Annotated in this window: 16 protein-coding genes and 1 pseudogene; 7 read left to right on the top strand and 10 right to left on the bottom strand. The window is 74.4% G+C overall.

Translation table 11 applies throughout. The annotated features are described in order from the left end of the window. Positions 1 to 55: 55 nt before the first annotated feature. Positions 56 to 328: an acyl carrier protein gene (locus GA0070611_RS10340; protein ID WP_091661589.1), complete on the top strand. Its 273-nt coding sequence runs from the start codon at positions 56 to 58 to the stop codon at positions 326 to 328. A gap of 86 nt (positions 329 to 414) precedes the next feature. Here GA0070611_RS10340 and GA0070611_RS10335 read toward each other — a convergent pair whose 3' ends face one another. From GA0070611_RS10335 to GA0070611_RS10320, 4 genes are read right to left on the bottom strand one after another with little or no spacing between them, the layout of a single operon-like run. Further along, a complete protein-coding gene (locus tag GA0070611_RS10335; protein WP_091661587.1) occupies positions 415 to 1,680 on the bottom strand; it encodes an MFS transporter in 1,266 nt (421 codons plus the stop codon). After that, positions 1,677 to 2,270 (bottom strand): ArsR/SmtB family transcription factor, encoded by a 594-nt coding sequence (locus GA0070611_RS10330; RefSeq protein WP_091661584.1) that lies wholly within the window; start codon positions 2,268 to 2,270, stop codon positions 1,677 to 1,679. Before GA0070611_RS10330 ends, GA0070611_RS10335 begins: the two co-directional genes overlap by 4 nt. 41 nt (positions 2,271 to 2,311) lie before the next feature. Then, a complete protein-coding gene (locus GA0070611_RS10325; RefSeq protein ID WP_197675898.1) occupies positions 2,312 to 3,796 on the bottom strand; it encodes an amino acid adenylation domain-containing protein in 1,485 nt (494 codons plus the stop codon). Further along, positions 3,793 to 4,923, bottom strand: a complete 1,131-nt coding sequence (locus GA0070611_RS10320; RefSeq protein ID WP_091672746.1) for an acyl-CoA dehydrogenase family protein — start codon at positions 4,921 to 4,923, stop codon at positions 3,793 to 3,795. Before GA0070611_RS10320 ends, GA0070611_RS10325 begins: the two co-directional genes overlap by 4 nt. Before the next feature lie 154 nt (positions 4,924 to 5,077). Between GA0070611_RS10320 and GA0070611_RS10315 the strand changes: the two are divergent. Further along, positions 5,078 to 5,614: pseudogene (locus tag GA0070611_RS10315) on the top strand (HAD-IA family hydrolase); the annotation flags it as partial. 47 nt (positions 5,615 to 5,661) lie between these two features. Here the strand turns inward: GA0070611_RS10315 and GA0070611_RS32580 are convergent. From GA0070611_RS32580 to GA0070611_RS10295, 4 genes are all read right to left on the bottom strand, one after another. Further along, positions 5,662 to 6,150 carry a DUF7919 family protein gene (locus GA0070611_RS32580; RefSeq protein WP_091661578.1) on the bottom strand — a complete coding sequence of 163 codons (489 nt, stop codon included), beginning with the start codon at positions 6,148 to 6,150 and terminating at the stop codon, positions 5,662 to 5,664. A 27-nt stretch (positions 6,151 to 6,177) separates the two neighbouring features. Next, entirely contained in the window at positions 6,178 to 7,404 is a 1,227-nt protein-coding gene (locus tag GA0070611_RS10305) for a nucleotide disphospho-sugar-binding domain-containing protein (RefSeq protein WP_091661575.1), read from the bottom strand. A 63-nt stretch (positions 7,405 to 7,467) separates the two neighbouring features. Further along, complete coding sequence (locus GA0070611_RS10300; protein ID WP_091661572.1) at positions 7,468 to 9,012, bottom strand: PH domain-containing protein; 1,545 nt, start codon at positions 9,010 to 9,012, stop codon at positions 7,468 to 7,470. After that, entirely contained in the window at positions 9,009 to 9,515 is a 507-nt protein-coding gene (locus tag GA0070611_RS10295; RefSeq protein WP_231921395.1) for a PH domain-containing protein, read from the bottom strand. The genes GA0070611_RS10300 and GA0070611_RS10295 overlap by 4 nt, the downstream gene beginning before the upstream one ends. Positions 9,516 to 9,643: 128 nt before the next feature. Between GA0070611_RS10295 and GA0070611_RS10290 the strand changes: the two genes are divergently transcribed. Both GA0070611_RS10290 and GA0070611_RS10285 read left to right on the top strand, forming a co-directional pair. Then, positions 9,644 to 10,867 carry an acyltransferase family protein gene (locus GA0070611_RS10290; protein ID WP_091661567.1) on the top strand — a complete coding sequence of 408 codons (1,224 nt, stop codon included), beginning with the start codon at positions 9,644 to 9,646 and terminating at the stop codon, positions 10,865 to 10,867. After that, complete coding sequence (locus GA0070611_RS10285; protein WP_091661564.1) at positions 10,864 to 12,048, top strand: acyltransferase family protein; 1,185 nt, start codon at positions 10,864 to 10,866, stop codon at positions 12,046 to 12,048. The genes GA0070611_RS10290 and GA0070611_RS10285 overlap by 4 nt, the downstream gene beginning before the upstream one ends. Before the next feature lie 148 nt (positions 12,049 to 12,196). Here the strand turns inward: GA0070611_RS10285 and GA0070611_RS10280 are convergent, their stop codons facing one another. Continuing rightward, the gene (locus GA0070611_RS10280; RefSeq protein ID WP_091661562.1) at positions 12,197 to 13,429 is read right to left on the bottom strand and encodes a nucleotide disphospho-sugar-binding domain-containing protein; all 1,233 of its coding nucleotides are present in this window, start codon (positions 13,427 to 13,429) and stop codon (positions 12,197 to 12,199) included. Next, positions 13,429 to 14,190 carry an SDR family NAD(P)-dependent oxidoreductase gene (locus tag GA0070611_RS10275; protein ID WP_091661559.1) on the bottom strand — a complete coding sequence of 254 codons (762 nt, stop codon included), beginning with the start codon at positions 14,188 to 14,190 and terminating at the stop codon, positions 13,429 to 13,431. The genes GA0070611_RS10280 and GA0070611_RS10275 overlap by 1 nt, the downstream gene beginning before the upstream one ends. A gap of 153 nt (positions 14,191 to 14,343) precedes the next feature. Between GA0070611_RS10275 and GA0070611_RS10270 the strand changes: the two genes are divergently transcribed. From GA0070611_RS10270 to GA0070611_RS10260, 3 genes are all read left to right on the top strand, one after another. After that, a complete protein-coding gene (locus GA0070611_RS10270) occupies positions 14,344 to 15,405 on the top strand; it encodes a methyltransferase (RefSeq protein WP_091661556.1) in 1,062 nt (353 codons plus the stop codon). 34 nt (positions 15,406 to 15,439) lie between these two features. Beyond that, positions 15,440 to 16,471, top strand: a complete 1,032-nt coding sequence (locus tag GA0070611_RS10265; RefSeq protein ID WP_091661552.1) for a ketoacyl-ACP synthase III family protein — start codon at positions 15,440 to 15,442, stop codon at positions 16,469 to 16,471. Between the two features lie 178 nt (positions 16,472 to 16,649). Next, positions 16,650 to 18,242 carry an MFS transporter gene (locus tag GA0070611_RS10260; RefSeq protein ID WP_091661547.1) on the top strand — a complete coding sequence of 531 codons (1,593 nt, stop codon included), beginning with the start codon at positions 16,650 to 16,652 and terminating at the stop codon, positions 18,240 to 18,242. Positions 18,243 to 18,337 lie beyond the last annotated feature (95 nt).

Below are 18,337 nucleotides of genomic sequence, written 5' to 3'. Positions count from 1 at the left end.
ACCCGCCATCCTCGCCGCGCCGCCGTCCGGCGGCCGGACCGACCTAAGGAGCGCCATGTCGTCCAACGAGAGCCCGGAGACCCTGAGCCGGCTCGTCGAGTACACCCGTACCGTGCTGCTCGGCGGGGACGCCGACGGCCTCACCCCGGAGACCCCGCTGCTGGAGTGGGGCGTCCTCGACTCCCTCAAGACCGCCCGGCTGGTCGGCTGGATCCGCGACGAGTTCGGCGTCCGGGTCCCGCCGACGAAGATGAACGGCGCCAACTTCCGCGACCTGAACAGCATCGCCGCCCTGGTCGAGTCGCTGCGCGACCCGGCCGGCGTCTGACCACCGTCGACGTCCACGGCCGGGCCCGCCCCACGTCCCGGGCGGGCCCGGCCGGTTCGGCGCGACGGCGCCGGGCACGGGCGCGCTCATCCCGCTGCGCTCGCCGCCTCCTCGATCCGGCTGATGTGACGCACCGGCGAGGCGAGCAGCCAGAGCACGGCGAGGGCGCCGCCGAGGCCGGCGACGACCAGGGTCGGCCGCAGTCCGATCGCGGTGCCCAACCAGCCGCCGACCAGCGCCCCGATCGGCCTGATGCCGTAGTTGACGGCGCTGTACGCACCCGCCCGGCGTCCCCGCGCGTCGTCCGGGGTCACCGCGGTGAGCAGGGCGTTGACGGGGATGTCCATCAGCATCACGCCGACGCTGGAGACCAGTTCGATGGCGGCGAGCGCGGTGACCCTCGTCCACGTCGGGCCGGACACGAAGGCGGCCAGCGCCAGGGGCGCGGGGAAGAGCACCGCGCCGATCATCGCGGTGCGGCCCAGTCCGATGGCGCGGGAGATCCGGGGTGCCAGTCCCGCTCCGGCCAGCCCGCCGACCGCGCCGACGCCGAGCGCGACACCGATCGCGCCGGCCGACAGGTCGAGCTCGCGGCTGGCGTACAGCACGAGCAGCGCGTTGGTCATGAGGGTGAAGAAGTTGACCGTGCCGGTGCAGCCGAGCGCGGCGCGCATCACCGGATGGCGCAGCACCAGGACGAACCCGTCGCGGACCAGTCCGAGCGTCGAGGACCGCGGCGGCGCGGGCCGGGCCTCGGTCACCGGGATCCGGCCGATCAACAGCGCGGAGCCGAGGAACGAGACCACGTCGACGAGGATGGCGACCGGGGCGGTGAGGGCCTGGACCAGCCCGCCGCCGAGGGCCGGCCCGACCACGAACGAGGCGGCCCGGCTCACGCTCAGCCTGCTGTTGGCCGCCACGTAGGCCGACGGCGGGACCAGCGCGACGAAGAACGCCTGGCGGGCCATGCCGAACAGCACCGCGCCGGCCCCGGTGAGCAGGGCCACCAGGTAGAGCTGGGTGAGGGTGACCGCACCCGTCAGCCAGGCCACCGGGATGCTGAGCAGCACCGCCGCGCGGACCAGGTCCGCCACGACCAGCAGTCGGCGCTTGCGGGTCCGCTGGTCCACCCAGGCGCCGACGAACATGCCCAGCAGGTTCGGCAGCCAGATCAGCGCGGTGAGGATGCTGACCTGGGCGGGCGTCGCGGCGAGGACGGTGACCGCGATCAGCGGCAGGGCCAGCTCGCTGATCCGGTCGCCGAACTGCGAGATGGTGTCGCTGCCCCAGAAGGTGCGGAACCGGCGGTCGACGACCGGGGCCGCCGGGGGCGCGGTGCTGGTGGCGGTCATGACGCCGCCTCGTCGTCGCCGGGCTCGGGCAGCAGGTACCGCAACATCCGGACGACCTGCGCGCCGTCCGGCAGCGGGTCGGCCTTGCGCTGCACGTACGGGGCGAGCAGCGCCTCGATCGCCTCCTCGAGCCGGCGCAGCTCCTCGGCGGTGACGACGAAGCGGGTGTCGGAGAGCGCGGCCAGGGCCTGCCACTGCGGGTCCAGCCTCGGCTCGTCCCGCAGCGACCACTGCAGGGGCGCCTCCGCGGACCGGGCGAACATCGCGGCGCGCAGCTGCCGCGCCGCGTCCTGACCCTCGGCGTCCTCCGGGGTGGTGAAGCGGAAGCCCCGGCCCGCTGCCTGCCACCACCGCTCCCGCTTGCCGGTCGCGCCCTCCCAGTCGGTGACGAGACCGAAGGAGGCGAGGTGCCGCAGGTGCCAGCTCACCACCGACGGGGTGGCCCCGACGTGCGGTGCGAGCCGGGTGGCCGTCGCCGGACCGTGCCGCTGCAACCGGTCGAGCAGGGCCAGCCGTACCGGATGAGCCAGCGCCCGCAGCGCCTGCGGAGAGGTCAGCTCGACATCTCCGTACGGATTAGTGAGAGACATGTTTCGAAAGTAGTCTCTCACGTTCGGTCGGGCAACCCCGGTCAGCCGGTGAGGGTGGCCAGCAGGGCGGCGCGGTCGGTCTTGCCGTTGGCGGTACGCGGCAGCTCGGCCACCGTCGAGACGCTGTCGATGATCATGTAGCGGGCCAGCCGGGCCGCGCAGTGCCCCTTCAGGGCGAGCAGGCCGGGGGCGCCCTGCGGACCGGGCACCACCACCGCGTGCAGCCGGGCGTCCAGGCCCGAGCCGACCACCAGCACCGCCACCGCGGCGACGTCCGGGTGGGCGGCCAGGGCGGCCTCGATCTCACCCAGCTCGACCCGGTGGCCGCGCACCTTCACCATGGCGTCGCGCCGGCCCACGTACTCCAGGTTGCCGTCGTCGTCCCAGCGACCGATGTCCCCGGTCCGGTACGGCCCGTCCTGGGCCGGCCGACCCCAGTAGCCGAGCATCACCGTCGGCCCGGTCACCACGATCTCGCCCTCCTCGGCGTCCGGCGGGTCCAGCGCCAGCGACGCGTCCGAGGCGGCCCGGCCGATCGGCAACGGGCGCTCCCGGTCCAGGTCGGCGGCGGTCACCTCGTAGGAGGTGCAGACGTTCGTCTCCGTCGGGCCGTACCAGTTGAACATCCGCACCTCCGGCCAGGCGGCCCGCAGCCGGCGCACGTCGCGCACCGGGAACGGCTCGCCTGCGAAGACGCAGACCCGCAGCGCGGCCGGGGGCTCCCGGTCCAGCAGCCCGGCCTGGCGCATCATCAGCAGCAGCGCCGACGGCACCGAGTACCAGACCGTCACGCCCCGGGTGTCGTCGAGCAGCTCCACCAGCCGCTCCGGCACGTACGCCAGCGCGGTCGGCACCAGGTCCACGGCGGCGCCGGCGAGGAACGCCCCGTACAGGTCGAAGACCGACAGGTCGAAGTTGAACGGGGCGTGGTTGGCCAGCCGGTCGTCACCGTGCAGCTTGGTCTCGGCCGCCGCCCACCGGACGAAGGCGAGCGCGTTGCGGTGACTGATGCACACCCCCTTCGGCTCACCGGTCGAGCCCGAGGTGTAGAGGATGTACGCCAACTCGTCCGGGGCCGACCGGTACCAGGGCGCCGCCGCCGGGTCACCGTCCAGCTCGGACAGCACCGCCCCCGGATGCCGGTCCGCCCAGTCGTTCGTCGCCGGGTCGCGCTCGGCCACCCCGTCGGTGACGATCAGCGCCGGCCGGCAGCTCGCGGCGATCCGCAGCAGCCGGGCCGGCGGGTTGGTCGGGGCGACCGGCACGTACACCGCCCCGGCCCGCAACGTCCCCTGCATGAGCGCGACCAGCTCGGCGCTCTTCTCCGCCCAGAGCAGCACCCGGTCACCGGGGCGGATGCCGAGGCCGCGCAGCGCCGCCGCGAAGGCGTCGGCGCGCCGGTCCAGCTCGGTGTAGCTCAGCGTACGGTCGCCGTCGTGCACCGCGGGCGCCTGCGGCCGGCGGGCGGCGGCGGTGCGGACCAGCGCGTGCAGCTCGTCCGGGCCGGCGGCCGGGCGGGCGCTCACAGCCCCAGCTCCGCGGCGACCAGCCAGCGCTGGATGTCCGACGTGCCGGAGAAGATGGTGCCGCCGATCGCGTCCCGCAGCGCCGCTTCCACCCCCGTCCCACGCAGGTAGCCGGCACCGCCGAAGAGTTGGACCGCGTCGATCGCGCCGGCCAGCGCGGCCTCCGACACGGCCAGCTTGGACAGCGCCGACCAGAGCGTCGACGGATCGCCCTGGTCCATCTCCCAGCAGGCCCGGTAGAGCAGCAGCCGGCCGCTCTCCAGGCGCAGCTTCATCTCCACGATCCGGTTGCTCACCGACTGGAACTCGGCCAGCGCCCGGCCGAACTGCCGCCGCTGCCGCACGTGCGCCAGCACCCGGTCGACCAGTTCCTCCTGCACGCCGAGGAAGAGCGCGAAGAGGCAGGTCCGCTCCCAGCCCATCGAGTGCTGGAAGATCACCCCGCCCTGGCCGGGCTCGCCGATGACCTGGCCGGCGGGAACGAAGCAGTCGGTGAAGGTGACCCCGCCGGCCGGGCAGGAGGCCATCCCGAGCTTGTCGAACGGCGCGTCGGGGTGCACGCCGGGAGCGGTCCGGTCCACCACGAACGCGGTGGTGCCGAAGTGTCCGGCGGCCGGGTCGGTGGTCGCGTACGTGACGTAGACGTCGGCGACCGGGCCGTTGCTGATGAACGTCTTCACCCCGTTGAGCAGCCAGCCGCCGTCGACCGGGGTGGCCGTCACCGCCAGCCGGGACACGTCCGACCCGGCCTCGGCCTCGGTCATCGCGTTGCCGGCGATCAGCTCACCGGAGCAGAGCCCGGGCAGCCACCGGGCGCGCAGCTCGGCCGAGCCGAAGTCGGCGATCGGCATCGCGCAGGCGAACAGGTGCGCGGCGGTGGCGAAGACCAGCCCGGTGTCCGGGCAGCCCCGACCGACGGCCTCCAGCAGCCGCGCGGTGTCCAGCGCGCCCAGCCCGCCGCCCCCGTACGCCCGGGGCACGCAGGCGCCGGTCAGCCCCAGCTCGGCCAGTCGGGTCCAGTCCTTGCGGTCGTAGAAGCCGTCCGGGGCGGTCGGGAACGCCGCCCGGACCGCGGCGAGGGTCTCCGCGTACCGCGTCTGCTGCTCGGTGCTCCATCCAAAGTCCACGCCGTCCTCCTGGTCCTGGTCCGCCGTCGCCACTGTGTGCCGGCCGCCTCGAGAGCCTGTCGAGCCCGGTCCGAGGTTCGAGCCGCCCCCGAGCCGCCCGCCGCACCATCACCGGCGGACGGCGTACCGGCCGGTCCACGAGGAGGGGGAGCGGATGGCGGGCACCGTGGTCTTCGACCTGTACGGGGTGATCGGCTGCCACCAGAGCGCGGCGGCCCGGCACCGGATCGAGGAGTTGGCCGGAGTGGCGGGGGAGGCGTTCTGGTCCGCGTACTGGGCCGAGCGTCCGCCGTACGACGCGGGGCTGGTCGACGCCGGGGCGTACTGGGCCGGCATCGCCGGGCGGGTCGGTGGCCTGCGCGCGCCGGTGCCGGACCTGGTCGCCGCCGACCTGGCCAGCTGGAGCCGGTTCGATCCGGAGATGATCGCCCTGCTCCGCACCCTGGCCGCCGGCGGCTGGCGGCTGGGCCTGCTCTCCAACGCCCCCGCCGAGCTGGCCGCCGCCGTGGAGGCCGGGCAGGACTGGCTGGACGTCTTCGCGGTACGGGTCTTCTCCGCCCGCCTCGGCGTCGCCAAGCCCGATCCCCGGATCTACCGGCACTGCCTGGCCGCCCTGGGCGCGCCCGCGACCGGGGCGTACTTCGTCGACGACCGGGCGGAGAACGTGACCGCCGCCGAGGCGCTCGGCATGCGCGGGGTGCTCTTCACCGGCCCCGACGACGTGCGGGTCGCCCTCGGCTACTCCACCGTCCAGTCCCAGTACTTCGCGTCGGCGGGTATCCACGGGAACGGCAGCTCCGGCCAGCGGCTCCGCGACCAGGCGTCGACGTCCACCGCCAGCACCGCGGCGACGAACTCCGGTGGCGGCCGGTAGCCGTGCCCGGTGACGTAGTGGCCGATCAGCACCGGGGCGGCGTAGGCGACGCCCGGAGCGCCGGGCACCCGTAGCTCACCGTTGCCCTCGGGGGGCCGCTGCCCCGGCGGGCAGAGGTCGCACTCGTGGTACCCGAGGCAGAGGTTCACCCGCTGCACCGCCCCGATGACGGCGAGCCGGCGGGTGAGTGCCGCCGGGACCGGACCCACCGGGTACGGCCGCCCCGCCGCCAGCCACCCGACGGCCAGCCGGGCGTACGCCGGGCGGAAGCTGACGTCGCCGAACGGCGGCTCCCGGTCGGTGAAGTGCTCCTCCGGCAGGTAGTCGTACGCGGCGAGGTCCGGGTAGTGCACCGGCCGATCATGCCCGACCGACGGTCGTCAGTGCCGGGCGGCCAGCTCCTCCAGCGTGGCGACCACGGCGGCCGGGCTCGGCTGCGCGGCGATCTCGTCGTACACCCGGCGGGCGGCGTCGCGCGGGCCGTCGTCGTGCAGCAGCCGCTTCACCCCGGTGGCGACCTCGTCGACGCCGGCGGCCAGCGCGGGCAGCGCGGTCACCGCGCCGGAGCCGGCCAGCCGCCGGCTCACCGCGATCTGCTCGTCGTTGAGCGGCAGGGCCAGCTGCGGCACCCCGGCGGCGGCCGCCGTCATCAGGCAGTTGACGCTGCCGTGGTGCACGATCGCGGTGCTGGTCTCCAGCAGCAGGTGCAGTGGGAACCGGTCCAGCACGCGGACCCCGTCGGGCAGCCCGCCCAGGGCCGCCACCTGCTCGCGCCCGGTGGTCAGCACCACCTCCGCGCCGGCCTCCAGCGCCGTCCGCACCGCCGTGTGCAGCACCGGCACCTGCCCGGCGCTGCCCACCGCGGACCCGCCCCAGAGCACCGCCACGCGGGGCCGCGGCCCCGGCCGCAACGCCCAGTCGGGCAGCTCGCCCGGACCGTTGTACGGCACGTAGCGCAGCGGCAGCCGCACGGTGTCGCCGAACGGGGGCAGCGCCGACTCCGGCGTGGTGTCCAGCGCGTACCGGATCCGCCCGTTGTGCCACGGCGCGAGGCCGAGGCGGGGGAAGGAGCCGGACGGGTCGCCGTCGCCGAGGTCCACCCCGGGCTCGGTCTCCCGGGTGCCGAAGAGGCCCGGCGGGTGGTAGACGGCCGTCGCCCCGACCAGCTCGGCGGCGGCCGCCCCCTCCGGCGTCATCAGGTCGTGGCAGACCAGGTCGGGCCGCCACTGCCGGGCGTACGCCACCGCGCCGTCGTAGCTGGCGGCGATCTCCTCGCCGCAGCGCGCCCAGTAGCGCGGGCCCTCGGTGTCGAAGTCGAAGTCGTCGAGGCGGGCCACCGGCTCGCCGGTGAACGGGTGCAGCGGCAGCCCGGGCAGCCGGCGGTCACCGGTGACCGCCTCGCCGTACGCCATCATCCGGGTCATCGTCATCATGTCCGGGCTGCGCAGCACCGGCACCGGGGTCAGCCCGGCCCGGGTCACCCCGTCGGCCTGCGCCGGCGGGCAGGCGACCCGGACCTCGTGCCCGGCCGCCTGCAACGCCCAGCCCAGCGGCACCATGCAGAACCAGTGCCCGGGCCAGTTCGAGGCGGTGAAGAGGACTCGCATGGCCGCCAGCCTGGCCGGCCCTCTTCGAGCCGCCCTCGAACCCCGCTCGGAGCGGCGTGCCGGTCAGGACCGGTCGAGGAAGGGCGCCAGCAGACCAGGGACGGCCCGGTCGACCAGCTCGGTGGCGACCGACTCGTCGACGTCGAGCACGTGGTACGCCTGCTCCCCGGCCGCGGTGGCGGCGGTCAGCGTGACCAGCCCGGACCGGCGCTGGAACCAGGACTGCCGGAGCACCCAGCCGACCACGCCGTCACAGTCCAACGCGGTACGCCGGCGGACCAGCGAACCCTGCCGGGTCACCAGGAAACCGTCCACCAGCCGGTGCCCGAGCGAGCGGTACCGGTCCGCGCCGAGCAGCGCGGCCACCGGCAGCGCGAGCATCGCCAGCGTGCCGGCCCGCTGCGGCACCCCCACCGCCTGCCCGGCCAGCAGCCCGAGCACCACCACGACCACCGGTACGACGGCGCGGGTGAACCGGCGGCGGCGGGCCGCCGGCCCGTGCGCGACCAGCTCGGCCCGCATCGGCGTCGGGTCGCCCAGCACCTGCTCGGCCACCCGGTACGCGGCGTCGCGCGGGGCGGGCGGCAGCAGCAGCGTGCCGCCCCGCTCCGCGCCCCGGCCGGCGCGCAGCCCGGTGGCCACGGCCAGGCACCGCGCGCCGCGTACCGCGCGCAGCAGCAGCGGCTCGCTGATCTCGACGCCGCGCAGTCGGCGCTGCTCGATCGTGGTGGCTCGGTGCGCCAGCAGGCCCCGGGTGACGTGCAGGGTGCCGCCGGGATGGCGGCTCAGCCGGAAGTTGCCGAAGGCCAGCGCGTACCCGACGGTGGAGGCGACGGCGAGCAGCACGGCGGCCACCAGCACCACCTGCGCCACCGCCAGCCCGACCGGCAGGGCGTCGAGGTGGTCGAGGACGGCGCGTACCGGCCCGTTCCGCTCCGCCAGCCGGCCCTGCGCCACGAACTGCCAGAAGACACCGGTCACCACACCCACCGCGCCCAGCCCGGAGAGGGTGAACGGGCCGTAGCGGGCCCAGCCGGGGCGTACCGCCGCGAGGGTGCGCTCCCCGGTCGGGGCCGGCGCGGCCGGCGCGACCTCCACCGGCGCGGTCTCCTCCGCCGCCGGATCGGCGGGCGGGGCGGCGCGGCGGTGCAGCAGCTCGTCGCGCAGCCGGGTGGCGGCGTCGCGCTCCAGAGCGTTCAGCTGCAGGCCCCGGTCGTCGCGGCGACCGGTGTGGCCGGTGCCGATGGTCAACCGGGCCAGGCCGAGCACCCGCTGCAACGGGTTGGCCGAGATGTCCACCGCCCGGACCCGGCCCAGCGGCACCGAGAGCACGCTGCGTCTCAGCAGGCCGGAGCGGACCTGCACCTGCTCGCCGTCGACCCGGTAGCTGGTGGTGGCCCAGCGCAGCAGTCCGAACAGGACCGCGATACCCGCGCCCAGCAGCCCCCACAGCTCGCCCCGGCCGGTCCGGCTGCCGGCCAGCATCACGCCGAGCAGCACCGGCGCGATCCGCAGCAGCTCCTGCACCGGGTGGACCAGCAGCATCCGTGGGCTGAGCCGGCGCCACTCGACGGCGACCGGCGGCGCCTCGGTGACCGGCGAGGTCATGTGGCGTCCTCGGGGGCGGTGGCCGTGGTGCGGGTCAGCTCGTCCACCAGTTGCCGGGCGACCGCATGGTCGAGCCCGCCGATGGTCAGCGGGCCGGCCGCCGAGGCGGTGGTGACGATGACCGTGGCCAGCCCGAAGAGCTGCTGGAGCGGGCCGCGTCGGCTGTCCACGGTCTGGATCCGGGAGATCGGCGCGATCCGCCGCTCCTGGCTGAACCAGCCGCTCTGGGTGTAGACCGCCTCGTCGGTGGTCTCCCACCGGTGCACCCGGTAGCGCCAGCGGGGCATCACCAGCAGGTGGGCCACCGCGAGCAGGCCGGTGCCGGCGAGCACCGCCGCCTGGACCGGGACGGTGTCGCCGCCGTACGCCCGGACGAGCGCCACCACCTGCACTGCCCCGAGGAGCAGCCAGCCGATCAGCGCGCGGACCGTCCAGTAGCGGACGGCGGCGGGGCTGACCAGGTGGCGCGGAGGCCGCAGCCGGACGGCGGTCGTCGATTCCACGGCGCTCACTCTAACAGTGTTCGTGAAGCTGGCGGAAGGTCCGGTCGACAGCCGCTCGACCGGTTCTCCAGCGCAGGTCGGGACGCTGCGGCAGTTCCCGCGCGCTCGAATCCCGAAGGAGGTCGCCCATGGCCGCGCCCGCGGTGCAGGCAACACCGGTGACCCGCAACCGGCTGCCCACCCTCACCGGCATGCGCTTCATCGCCGCGCTCATGGTCTTCGCCGACCACGCGGCCATGGAGATGATGTTCGACAGCAAGACCCTCGGCGGGGTCGTCTTCCTGCTGCTCAGCCCGATCGGTCCGATGGGGGTGTGCTTCTTCTTCGTGCTCAGCGGCTTCGTCCTCACCTGGTCGGCCGGCCCGCACGACAGCACCGCCGCCTTCTGGCGCCGCCGGGTCTTCAAGATCGTGCCGAACCACCTGCTCGCCTGGTTCACCGGCCTGGTGCTGCTGCTCGTGGTCGGCGAACACCTCAACCTGCTGCGCACGCTGCCCAGCCTCTTCCTGATCCACCCGTGGTTCCCCAACGAGGACGCTCTCGGTGGCACCAACGCCTCCGAGTGGTCGCTCGCCTGCGAGGCCACCTTCTACCTGGCCTTCCCGCTGCTGATCGGGCTGATCGCGAAGATCCGCGCGGAGCGCCTCTGGCGCTGGGCCTGGCTGGTCACCGCCGCGATCATCGCGATGCCGTACGTGGCCAAGTTGCTGCCGGCGAAGCCGGTGATGGACTGGAGCACCGTCTCCATCTACCGCTTCTGGTTCGTCTACGAGTTCCCGCCGGTGCGGATGCTGGAGTTCGTACTGGGCATCCTGCTGGCCCGGATCCTGCTCACCGGCCGGTGGCGCGGACCCCGGCTGCGCTGGGGCCTGGCGCTGCTGGTGCCGGCCTACGTCGTCTCGCTGCTGCGCCCGCTCGCACTGGCCAAGGTGCTGCCCGACCTGTTCGGCGTCACCGCCACCTTCATCATTCCGGTGCTGCTGGTCATCGGCGCGACCGCGACCCTCGACCTGGCCGGCCGCCGCTCCTGGGCCAACAGCCGGCTGATGGTCTGGCTCGGTGAGGTCAGCTTCGCGTTCTATTTGGTGCACTGGCTGGTCGTGCACTACGGCCACCGCGCCTTCGGCAAGGGCAGCACCTTCAGCGCCCCGACCGTGGTGCTGCTGGTGACCGCCATGCTCGCCGTGTCGCTGGCCCTGACCTGGGTGCTCTACGTGCTGGTCGAGCGGCCGATCTACCGACGCTGGAGCCGGGCCCGCCGCCCCGGCGGCCTGCACGGCGGCCCGCCCACCCCGGACGCGCCGGTCAGCCCCGCGCCGGCCACCACCGCGACGGAAGGGGTGCCGGCATGACCTCGACCGTGCCGGACGAGGAGGTGACCAGCGGCAACCGGCTGCACACCCTCACCGGGCTGCGCTTCCTGGCCGCCCTGCTGGTCTTCGCCAACCACGTCAACCTGGAGCGGATGCACGACAGCGACCAGGCGAACAACATCTTCCTCTGGCTGTTCAGCAGCGTCGGGGAGTTGGGCGTCGGGCTGTTCTTCATCCTCAGCGGCTTCGTGCTCACCTGGTCGGCCCGTCCGGCCGACACCCGGGCCCGGTTCTGGCGTCGCCGGTTCGTCCGGATCTACCCGTCGCACTTCGTCGGCTGGGCGCTCGGCCTGGTGCTCATGCTGGTCGCCGGCGAGGCGGTGAACGCCTGGAACGTGGTGCCCAGCGCGCTGCTGGTGCACGCCTGGATCCCCCGGCTCGACGCGCTGCACGGCACCAACGGGCCGAGCTGGTCGCTCGCCTGCGAGCTGCTCTTCTACCTGGCCTTCCCCTGGCTGCTGCCGCTGGTGCGCCGGATCCGCCCGCAGCGGCTGTGGCGCTGGGCGATCGGCCTGATGGCGGGGATCGTCGCGGTGCCCTTCGTCGGGCAGTTCCTGCCGGAGCACCCGCACGTGCGGGACCTGCCGGTCTCGCTCTGGCAGCTCTGGTTCACCGCGTTCCTGCCGCCGGTACGCCTGCTCGACTTCGTCCTCGGCATCGTGCTGGCCCGGATCGTGCTCAGTGGCCGGTGGGTACGGGTCCGGCTCGCCCCGGCGCTCGGCATCCTCTTCGTCGCGGTGCTGGTCTCGCTCTTCCTGCCGCTGCCGTTCAACCTGATGGCGCCCTTCGTGCTGCCCCTGGTGCTGGTCCTCGGCGCCGGGGCCACCGTGGACGTCACCGGCCGGCGGTCCCTGTTCAACACCCGGGCGCTGGTCTGGCTCGGCGACATCTCGTACGCCTTCTACATCCTGCACAGCCTGGTGATCCACTACGGGCACCTGGCGCTGGGCGGGGGACGCTGGTCCGCGCCGGTGACCTTCGGCGTGCAGGCCGGCATGCTGGCGGTCACCATCGGGCTCAGCGCGCTGCTCTACCACGGCGTGGAGCGGCCGCTGATGCGCCGGTTCAGCAGCCCGCCCGGCGACCGCCCGGCCACCCCGCCGGACGCCCCGCCGACCGGGGTGGACGCCGCGGTGGCCGCCGCCGAACCGGTCCGCTAGTCGCGGTCCACGGGCCGGTGCTCCGCCAGGCGGAGCACCGGCCCGTCGGCGTACGCGGTCTCGGCCCCGTGCCGGTCCTGGTCCGGCGAACACGAAGGCGCGCCCGGTCCGGGGAGGGAGCATCCCCGGACCGGGCGCGCCGGTTCCGTCAGGCCGCCAGCTTCTCCAGGTCGCCGACGAGCGCCGCCGGGCTGGGCAGCGCGGCCAGCTCCGCCCCGAGCTCGGCGGCGGCGCGGCGCAGGGCCCCGTCGTCGAGCACCCGGCCGACCGCCGCCCGGATCTCCTCGGCCGGCGTGACGTGGCCGGGGGTCAGCAGCACCGCGCCGGTGGGCAGCATCCGCCGGGCCACCGCGATCTGCTCGTCGGCCAGCGCCAGCGAGAGCTGGGGCAGCCCGGCCGCCGCGGCGGTCATCAGTCCGTTGACGCTGCCGTGGTGCACCACCGCGTCGGCGGTGTCCAGCAGGTGGCGCAGCGGGAAGTCGGGCAGCACCCGGACCCGCTCCGGCAGCTCGCCGAGCAGCTCCGCCTGGGCGGTGGTGGTCACCAGCACCACCTCCGCGCCGGCGTCCACCCCGGCCAGCACCGCCTCGCGCAGCGCGTCCACCCGGGGCCCCCACAGCCCCACGGCCGACGAGCCCCACATCACCGCGAGCCGGGGCCGCTCGCCCCGCTCGCGCGCCCAGTCCGGGGTCACCCCGGGGCCGTTGTACGGCACGTACCGCACCGGCAGCCGCACCCCGCCGGCCACGTGCGGCGGGCGGGCGGCGGCCGGGGACGGGTCGATGGCGTACGTGGCGTGCTCCGGCTGCCATGGCGCGACGCCGTGCCGGGCGAACGCGCCGGTCGGGTCGGGCGGCCCCATGTCCAGCGCCGGGTCCTCCTCCACCGCGCCGATCAGGCCGGGGGAGTGGTAGACCGCCGGCACGTCCAGCAGCCGGGCGGCGAGTGTCCCCTCGGTGCCCATCAGCCCGTAGACGACCAGCTCGGGCCGCCAGGCGCGGGCCAGCTCGACGGTGGCGTCGAAGCGGCGGGCGAGCGGGCCGGAGATCTCCTCCCACAGCCGCAGCGCCAGCGCCGGCACGTCCACCTCGGACAGGTCGGTGACCGGCTCGTCCGTCCACGGGTGCAGCGGCAGCGGCAGGCCGGGCAGCGCCCGCCGGCCGGCCGCGCTGAGCATCAGGTGCCCGGTGCGCGACATCCGCATCAGGTCCGGGCTCTCCAGCACCGGCACCGGCACCAGGCCGGCCCGGGCCACCGTGGCCGCCTGTCCCGGCGTGCAGGCGACCCGGACGTCGTGCCCGGCCGCCTGCAACGCCCAACCCAGCGGCACCGCGCAGAACCAGTCGCCCGCCCACGGGGAGACGGTGAACAGGACCCGCATCAGCGGCCGCCGGCGACGCTGACCGTCTCGCCGGTGACGTTGCCGTTGGCGTCCGAGCAGAGGTAGACGATCGTGTTCGCCACGTCCTCCGGCGCGCTGAGCCGCCCGGTGGGGGTCAGCTTCGTCTCCCGCTCGCGGACCGCCTCGGGCAGCCCGGTGAGTGCCCGCCGCGTCAGCGTGAGGCCGGGGGCGACCACGTTCACCAGCACCCCGTCCGGTCCGGCGTCCCAGGCCAGGCTGCGCGCGAAGCCGTGCAGGCCGGCCTTGGTCGCGCCGTAGAACTCCTGGCCCTTGCCGCCGTCCACGGCGATGTGCGACGAGACCAGCACCACCCGGCCCCAGCCGCGCTCGCGCATGCCGGGCACGACGAGCTGCACGGTACGGATCGTCGGGGCCAGGTTGTCGGAGATCACCGGCTGCCAGACGTCCGGGTCGACCTGCTCGAAGCGGGTGTCGGGGGAGCGGCGCACCCCCCAGCGGATCGCGTTGGCGACCAGCACGTCCACCCCGCCCCAGCGCTCGGTGACCGTGGCGACGGCCGCCTCGACCGACGCCGGCTCGTCCAGCGCGTACCGGACGGCCAGCGCCCGGTCGTCGGCCGCGCCCAGCTCGGCGGCGAGCTTCTCGGCGGCCTCGGCGTCGTTGCGGTACGTCACCGCGACCCGGGCGCCCTCGGCCGCGAAGACCCGGGCCACGACCTGCCCGATGCCGCCGGTGGCCCCGGTCACCAGTACGTTCCTGTCCGCCAGCCCGAGCTGCACGGCCTCACCTCCGCCGTCGTCGGCGCGGTCGTGCCCGCACCGTGTCGTGCGAGGCTGGCGCGGCCGGATCGAGGATGGCTGGAAGGCTGCCCGGGTCGGGTTGTCGAGCCGCCGTCGACCGGGCGTCGAGGCGGCGCGGCGAGCATCGGCGGCATGTCGAAGCAGACGGAGCAGGCCCCGGACCTGTCGATCTACACCAGCCTGGCGGAGATGATCGCCAACTTCCCCAAGGCGCAGTACGCCCGGGCGCTCGCCCTGCTCCGCATCCCCGACCTGACCGTGGCCGGGCCCCGGCCGCTGGCCGAGCTGGTCGGCGAGACCGGCGCGCACCCGGAGTCGCTGCGCCGCTTCCTGCGGGCCTGCGTGATGCTCGACCTGACGGTGGAGACCGCGCCCGAGGTGTTCGGCATGACGAGGATGGGCGCGCTGCTGCACTCGGCCAGCCCGTTCGCCGCGATCGCCCGGGGCACCGCCGGCCTTCAGCACTACGTCCCGTACGGCTACATCGTGGACACCGTGCTGACCGGCCGGCCGGCCACCAAGGCGGCGCTGGGCATGACCTTCTACGAGTACCTGGACGCCAACCCCGACGAGCTGCGCCAGTTCGGCGCGCTCACCTCGATCACCTCCGGCGACTGCGGGGAGGCGGTGGCCGCGGCGGTCGACCTGTCCGCGTACCCGACGATCGTGGACGTCGGCGGCAACTCCGGCACGCTGCTCGGTCAGCTCCTCACCGCCGCGCCCGGCAACCGGGGCGTGCTGTTCGACCGGCCGGCGATCGTGCCGGCCGCCCGGGAGCAGCTGGCCGGGGCGGGGCTGGCCGACCGGGTGGAGGTGGTCGGCGGCGACTTCTTCGACCGGGTGCCCGACGGTGGCGACCTCTACACCCTCAAGAACATCCTGTGGGACTGGGACGACGCCGACGCGGCACGGATCCTCGCCACGGTGGCGGCGGCCATGCCGTCCGGCGCCACCCTGATGATCATCGACCAGTTCCTGCCGGAGATGCCGCTGGGCGACGGCGCCGAGCTGGACCCCCGGACCCGGGAGCTGCACCGGGTCAGCTTCTCGATCCTGCTCCAGCGCGGCGGCCGGGTACGCACCGAGGCCGAGTACCGCGACCTGGTCACCGCCGCCGGCCTGACGGTGACCGAGGTGCTCCCGGCGCCCGGCGCGAAGCGCCGCTGGGACCTGCTGCTGGCCCGCCGCCCGTGACCCCCGACCGCCGACCCCGACAGGAGCGAGCACCGTGCGCGTGACCGACATCTACCTCACCGGCCTGGGCGTCCACCTGCCCGAGGTCGTCGAGATGACGACCGCCGTCGAGCAGGGCTGGTTCGACGCGACGCAGGCCGAGCAGACCGGGTTGACCGGGGCGGCGGTGGCCGGCGAGGTCTCCGGCCCGGAGATGGCGCTGGACGCCACCCGGCAGGCGTTGACCCGCGCCGGCCAGGACCCGGCCGGGGTCGACCTGCTGCTTTACGTCGACGTCTACCACTCCGGTCCGGACGGCTGGCTGCCCCAGTCGTACCTGCAGAAGCACCTGCTCGGCGGCGACCTCACCGCGGTCGGCGTCCGGCAGGGCTGCAACGGCATCTTCGGCGCGCTGGAGCTGGCGGCGAGCCACCTGATGGCCGATCCGGGGCGCGGCCCGGCGCTCGTGGTGGCCGCCGACAACCTCTCCTCGCCGCTGCTGAACCGCTGGCAGGCGCTGCCCGGCGTGGTGATGGGCGACGCCGCCTCGGCGGTGGTGCTCAGCCGCGAGGAGGGCTTCGCCCGGCTGCGCTCGATCTGCTCGACCACCATCACCGAGCTGGAGGGGCTGCACCGGGGCGACGAGCCGCTCTACCCGGCGAGCACCCCGGCGGGTCGCCCGCTCAACTTCATCACCCGGTTCGTCCAGTTCAACCAGGCCGGCGGGATGGGCCCGGACGGCGCGCTGCTCTTCGTCAAGACGATGGACGAGGTGGTGGGCCGGGCGCTGGACGAGGCGGGCATCGACGCCGGCCGGATCGCCCGGGTGGCGTTCAACAACGGCGCCCGCGCCTCGGTGGAGGACCGGGTGGTCCCGCTGGGCTTCACCATGGAGCAGTCGACCTGGGAGTACGGCCGCCGGCTGGGCCACCTCGGCGCGAGCGACCAGCTGGTGTCGATGGACCACCTGCTCGACACCGGCGAGCTGGGTCCGGGTGACCACCTGCTGCTGCTCGGCCTGGGGCCGGGGGTGAGCATCGCCGCCGCGGTGGTGGAGATCCTCGCCGTGCCGCCGTGGCTGGCGTGAGCGCGATCCGGCGTACGCGACGCCGCACGACCGGACCCGGTCGTGCGGCGTTCTCCGTTGATCCTCTAACGGTGTAAGACGATTCTCGTTGACACCCTAACGCCGTTAGAGGATCCTGGAACGGAGCGCCTAACACTGTTAGAGATCCGCAGATCCTCCGGACCAGGAGAAGGACCCGATGAGTCATCCCGCCCCGGCCGGCCCCGACCAGGCCACGCTCCCGCTCACCCCACGCGGCACCCGGCTCACCCTGCTCGCCCTGATGCTCGCGGTGCTCTTCGCCTCCACCGACCTGATGGTCGTCAACATCGCGATGTACTCGATCATCAAGGAGTTCGACCCCGGCCACGGCGTCGACGACAGCCGGTGGATCCTCACCGTCTACACCCTGGCGCTGGCCGTGAGCCAGCCGCTCTACGGCAAGCTGGCCGACCTGATCGGCGGCAAGCGGATCATGGTGTTCGCGATGAGCCTCTTCCTCACCGGCTCGCTGGCCTGCGGGCTGTCGCAGGGCATGGGGCAGCTCATCGTCTTCCGGGGCGTACAGGGCCTCGGCGCGGGCGGCCTGCTCAGCGTCGCCACCGTGCTCGCCGCCCAGATCGCCGCCCCGCGCAACCGCGCCAAGTACGCCGGATACGCCGGCGGCCTGGCCCTGGTCGGCTTCGTCATCGGCCCGGTCGTCGGCGGCTTCTTCACCGACGCGCACCACCTGCTCGGCGTCACCGTCGACTGGCGCTGGGCGTTCTTCCTCAACATCCCGGTCGGCGTCGCGGTGGTCGCCGTGCTGCTGGTCGCGCTGCCCAACATGGCCACCCGCCCCGGCATCCGGATCGACTGGCTGGGCGCGCTGCTGATGGTCGGCGGCATCGGCGCGCTGCTGCTGGTGCTGGAGCTCGGCGGCGACACCTACCACTGGCTCTCCGGCGCCATCGCCGTCCTGGTCGCCGTCGGAGCCGTGCTGCTGACCGCGTTCTTCCTCCAGGAGCGGCGCGCCGACGAGCCGATCCTGCCGCCCCGGCTCTACCGCGACCAGGCGTTCCGGGTCGCCGTGCCGCTGTCGGTCATCGCCGGCTTCGCCATGATGGGCGTCTCCTACTACGTGGCGCTCTACCTGCGGCTGGTCCGCGAACTCGACGCGATGGACACCTGCCTGCACATGATCCCGCTGCTCGTCGGGATGCTCGTCGGCCTGCTCTTCACCGGCATCCTGATCGCCGACCACGGCCGCTACAAGATCTTCCCGATCGTCGGCGCGGCGGTCGCCGCCACGGGCGCGGGGCTCTGCGCCACCGTCGGCCCGGACACCTCGTCCTGGCTGATCAGCCTCTACCTGCTCCTGTTCGGCCTCGGCATCGGCCAGCTCACCCAGGTGCCGCTGGCCACCGTGCAGAACTCGGTGCCGGAGGACGACCTGGGCACCGCGACCACCGCCGTGGTCTTCGTCCGGATGGTCGGCCAGTCGCTCGGCCCGGCGATCTTCGGCGCCATCCTCAACGTGGTCTACGCGGCCAGCCTGCCGTCCTGGATCCCCGCCGACACCGGCGCGTCGGCCGGGGCGGTGGCCGACTCGACGGTCACCAGGAGCCTGCCGCCGGAGGTGCAGCACGCCATGGGGCACGCCTTCGTCCGCGGCCTGCACGGCGTCTTCCTGGTCGGGGCGGCGGCCCTCGTGATCGCCTTCCTGGTCGCGTTCCGCTACCGGGAGCAGCCGATCCGGGACCGGGCGGGCGTCCCGGCCGGCGAGCCGGCCACCGCCGACGGGGTCGCCTGAGCCGGACGCGGGCGTCCCGTCCGGCTCCAGGGGAGTTCGAACCGCCGTCGACCGGCGGTGTCCAGAGTCGGACGGGACGCGCCCGCACGAGGCGC

Source organism: Micromonospora auratinigra (assembly GCF_900089595.1).
GTDB lineage: Bacteria > Actinomycetota > Actinomycetes > Mycobacteriales > Micromonosporaceae > Micromonospora > Micromonospora auratinigra.
The sequence above is the reverse complement of the archived record's forward strand: the minus strand, read 5'-3'. Positions and strand labels throughout refer to the sequence as shown.

Coding starts and splice junctions, on each gene's coding strand:
- GA0070611_RS10340 (WP_091661589.1), top strand. CDS start 56: ATGTCGTCCAACGAGAGCCCGGAGACCCTGAGCCGGCTCGTCGAGTAC.
- GA0070611_RS10335 (WP_091661587.1), bottom strand. CDS start 1,680: ATGACCGCCACCAGCACCGCGCCCCCGGCGGCCCCGGTCGTCGACCGC.
- GA0070611_RS10330 (WP_091661584.1), bottom strand. CDS start 2,270: ATGTCTCTCACTAATCCGTACGGAGATGTCGAGCTGACCTCTCCGCAG.
- GA0070611_RS10305 (WP_091661575.1), bottom strand. CDS start 7,404: ATGCGAGTCCTCTTCACCGCCTCGAACTGGCCCGGGCACTGGTTCTGC.
- GA0070611_RS10300 (WP_091661572.1), bottom strand. CDS start 9,012: ATGACCTCGCCGGTCACCGAGGCGCCGCCGGTCGCCGTCGAGTGGCGC.
- GA0070611_RS10290 (WP_091661567.1), top strand. CDS start 9,644: ATGGCCGCGCCCGCGGTGCAGGCAACACCGGTGACCCGCAACCGGCTG.
- GA0070611_RS10285 (WP_091661564.1), top strand. CDS start 10,864: ATGACCTCGACCGTGCCGGACGAGGAGGTGACCAGCGGCAACCGGCTG.
- GA0070611_RS10280 (WP_091661562.1), bottom strand. CDS start 13,429: ATGCGGGTCCTGTTCACCGTCTCCCCGTGGGCGGGCGACTGGTTCTGC.
- GA0070611_RS10270 (WP_091661556.1), top strand. CDS start 14,344: ATGTCGAAGCAGACGGAGCAGGCCCCGGACCTGTCGATCTACACCAGC.
- GA0070611_RS10260 (WP_091661547.1), top strand. CDS start 16,650: ATGAGTCATCCCGCCCCGGCCGGCCCCGACCAGGCCACGCTCCCGCTC.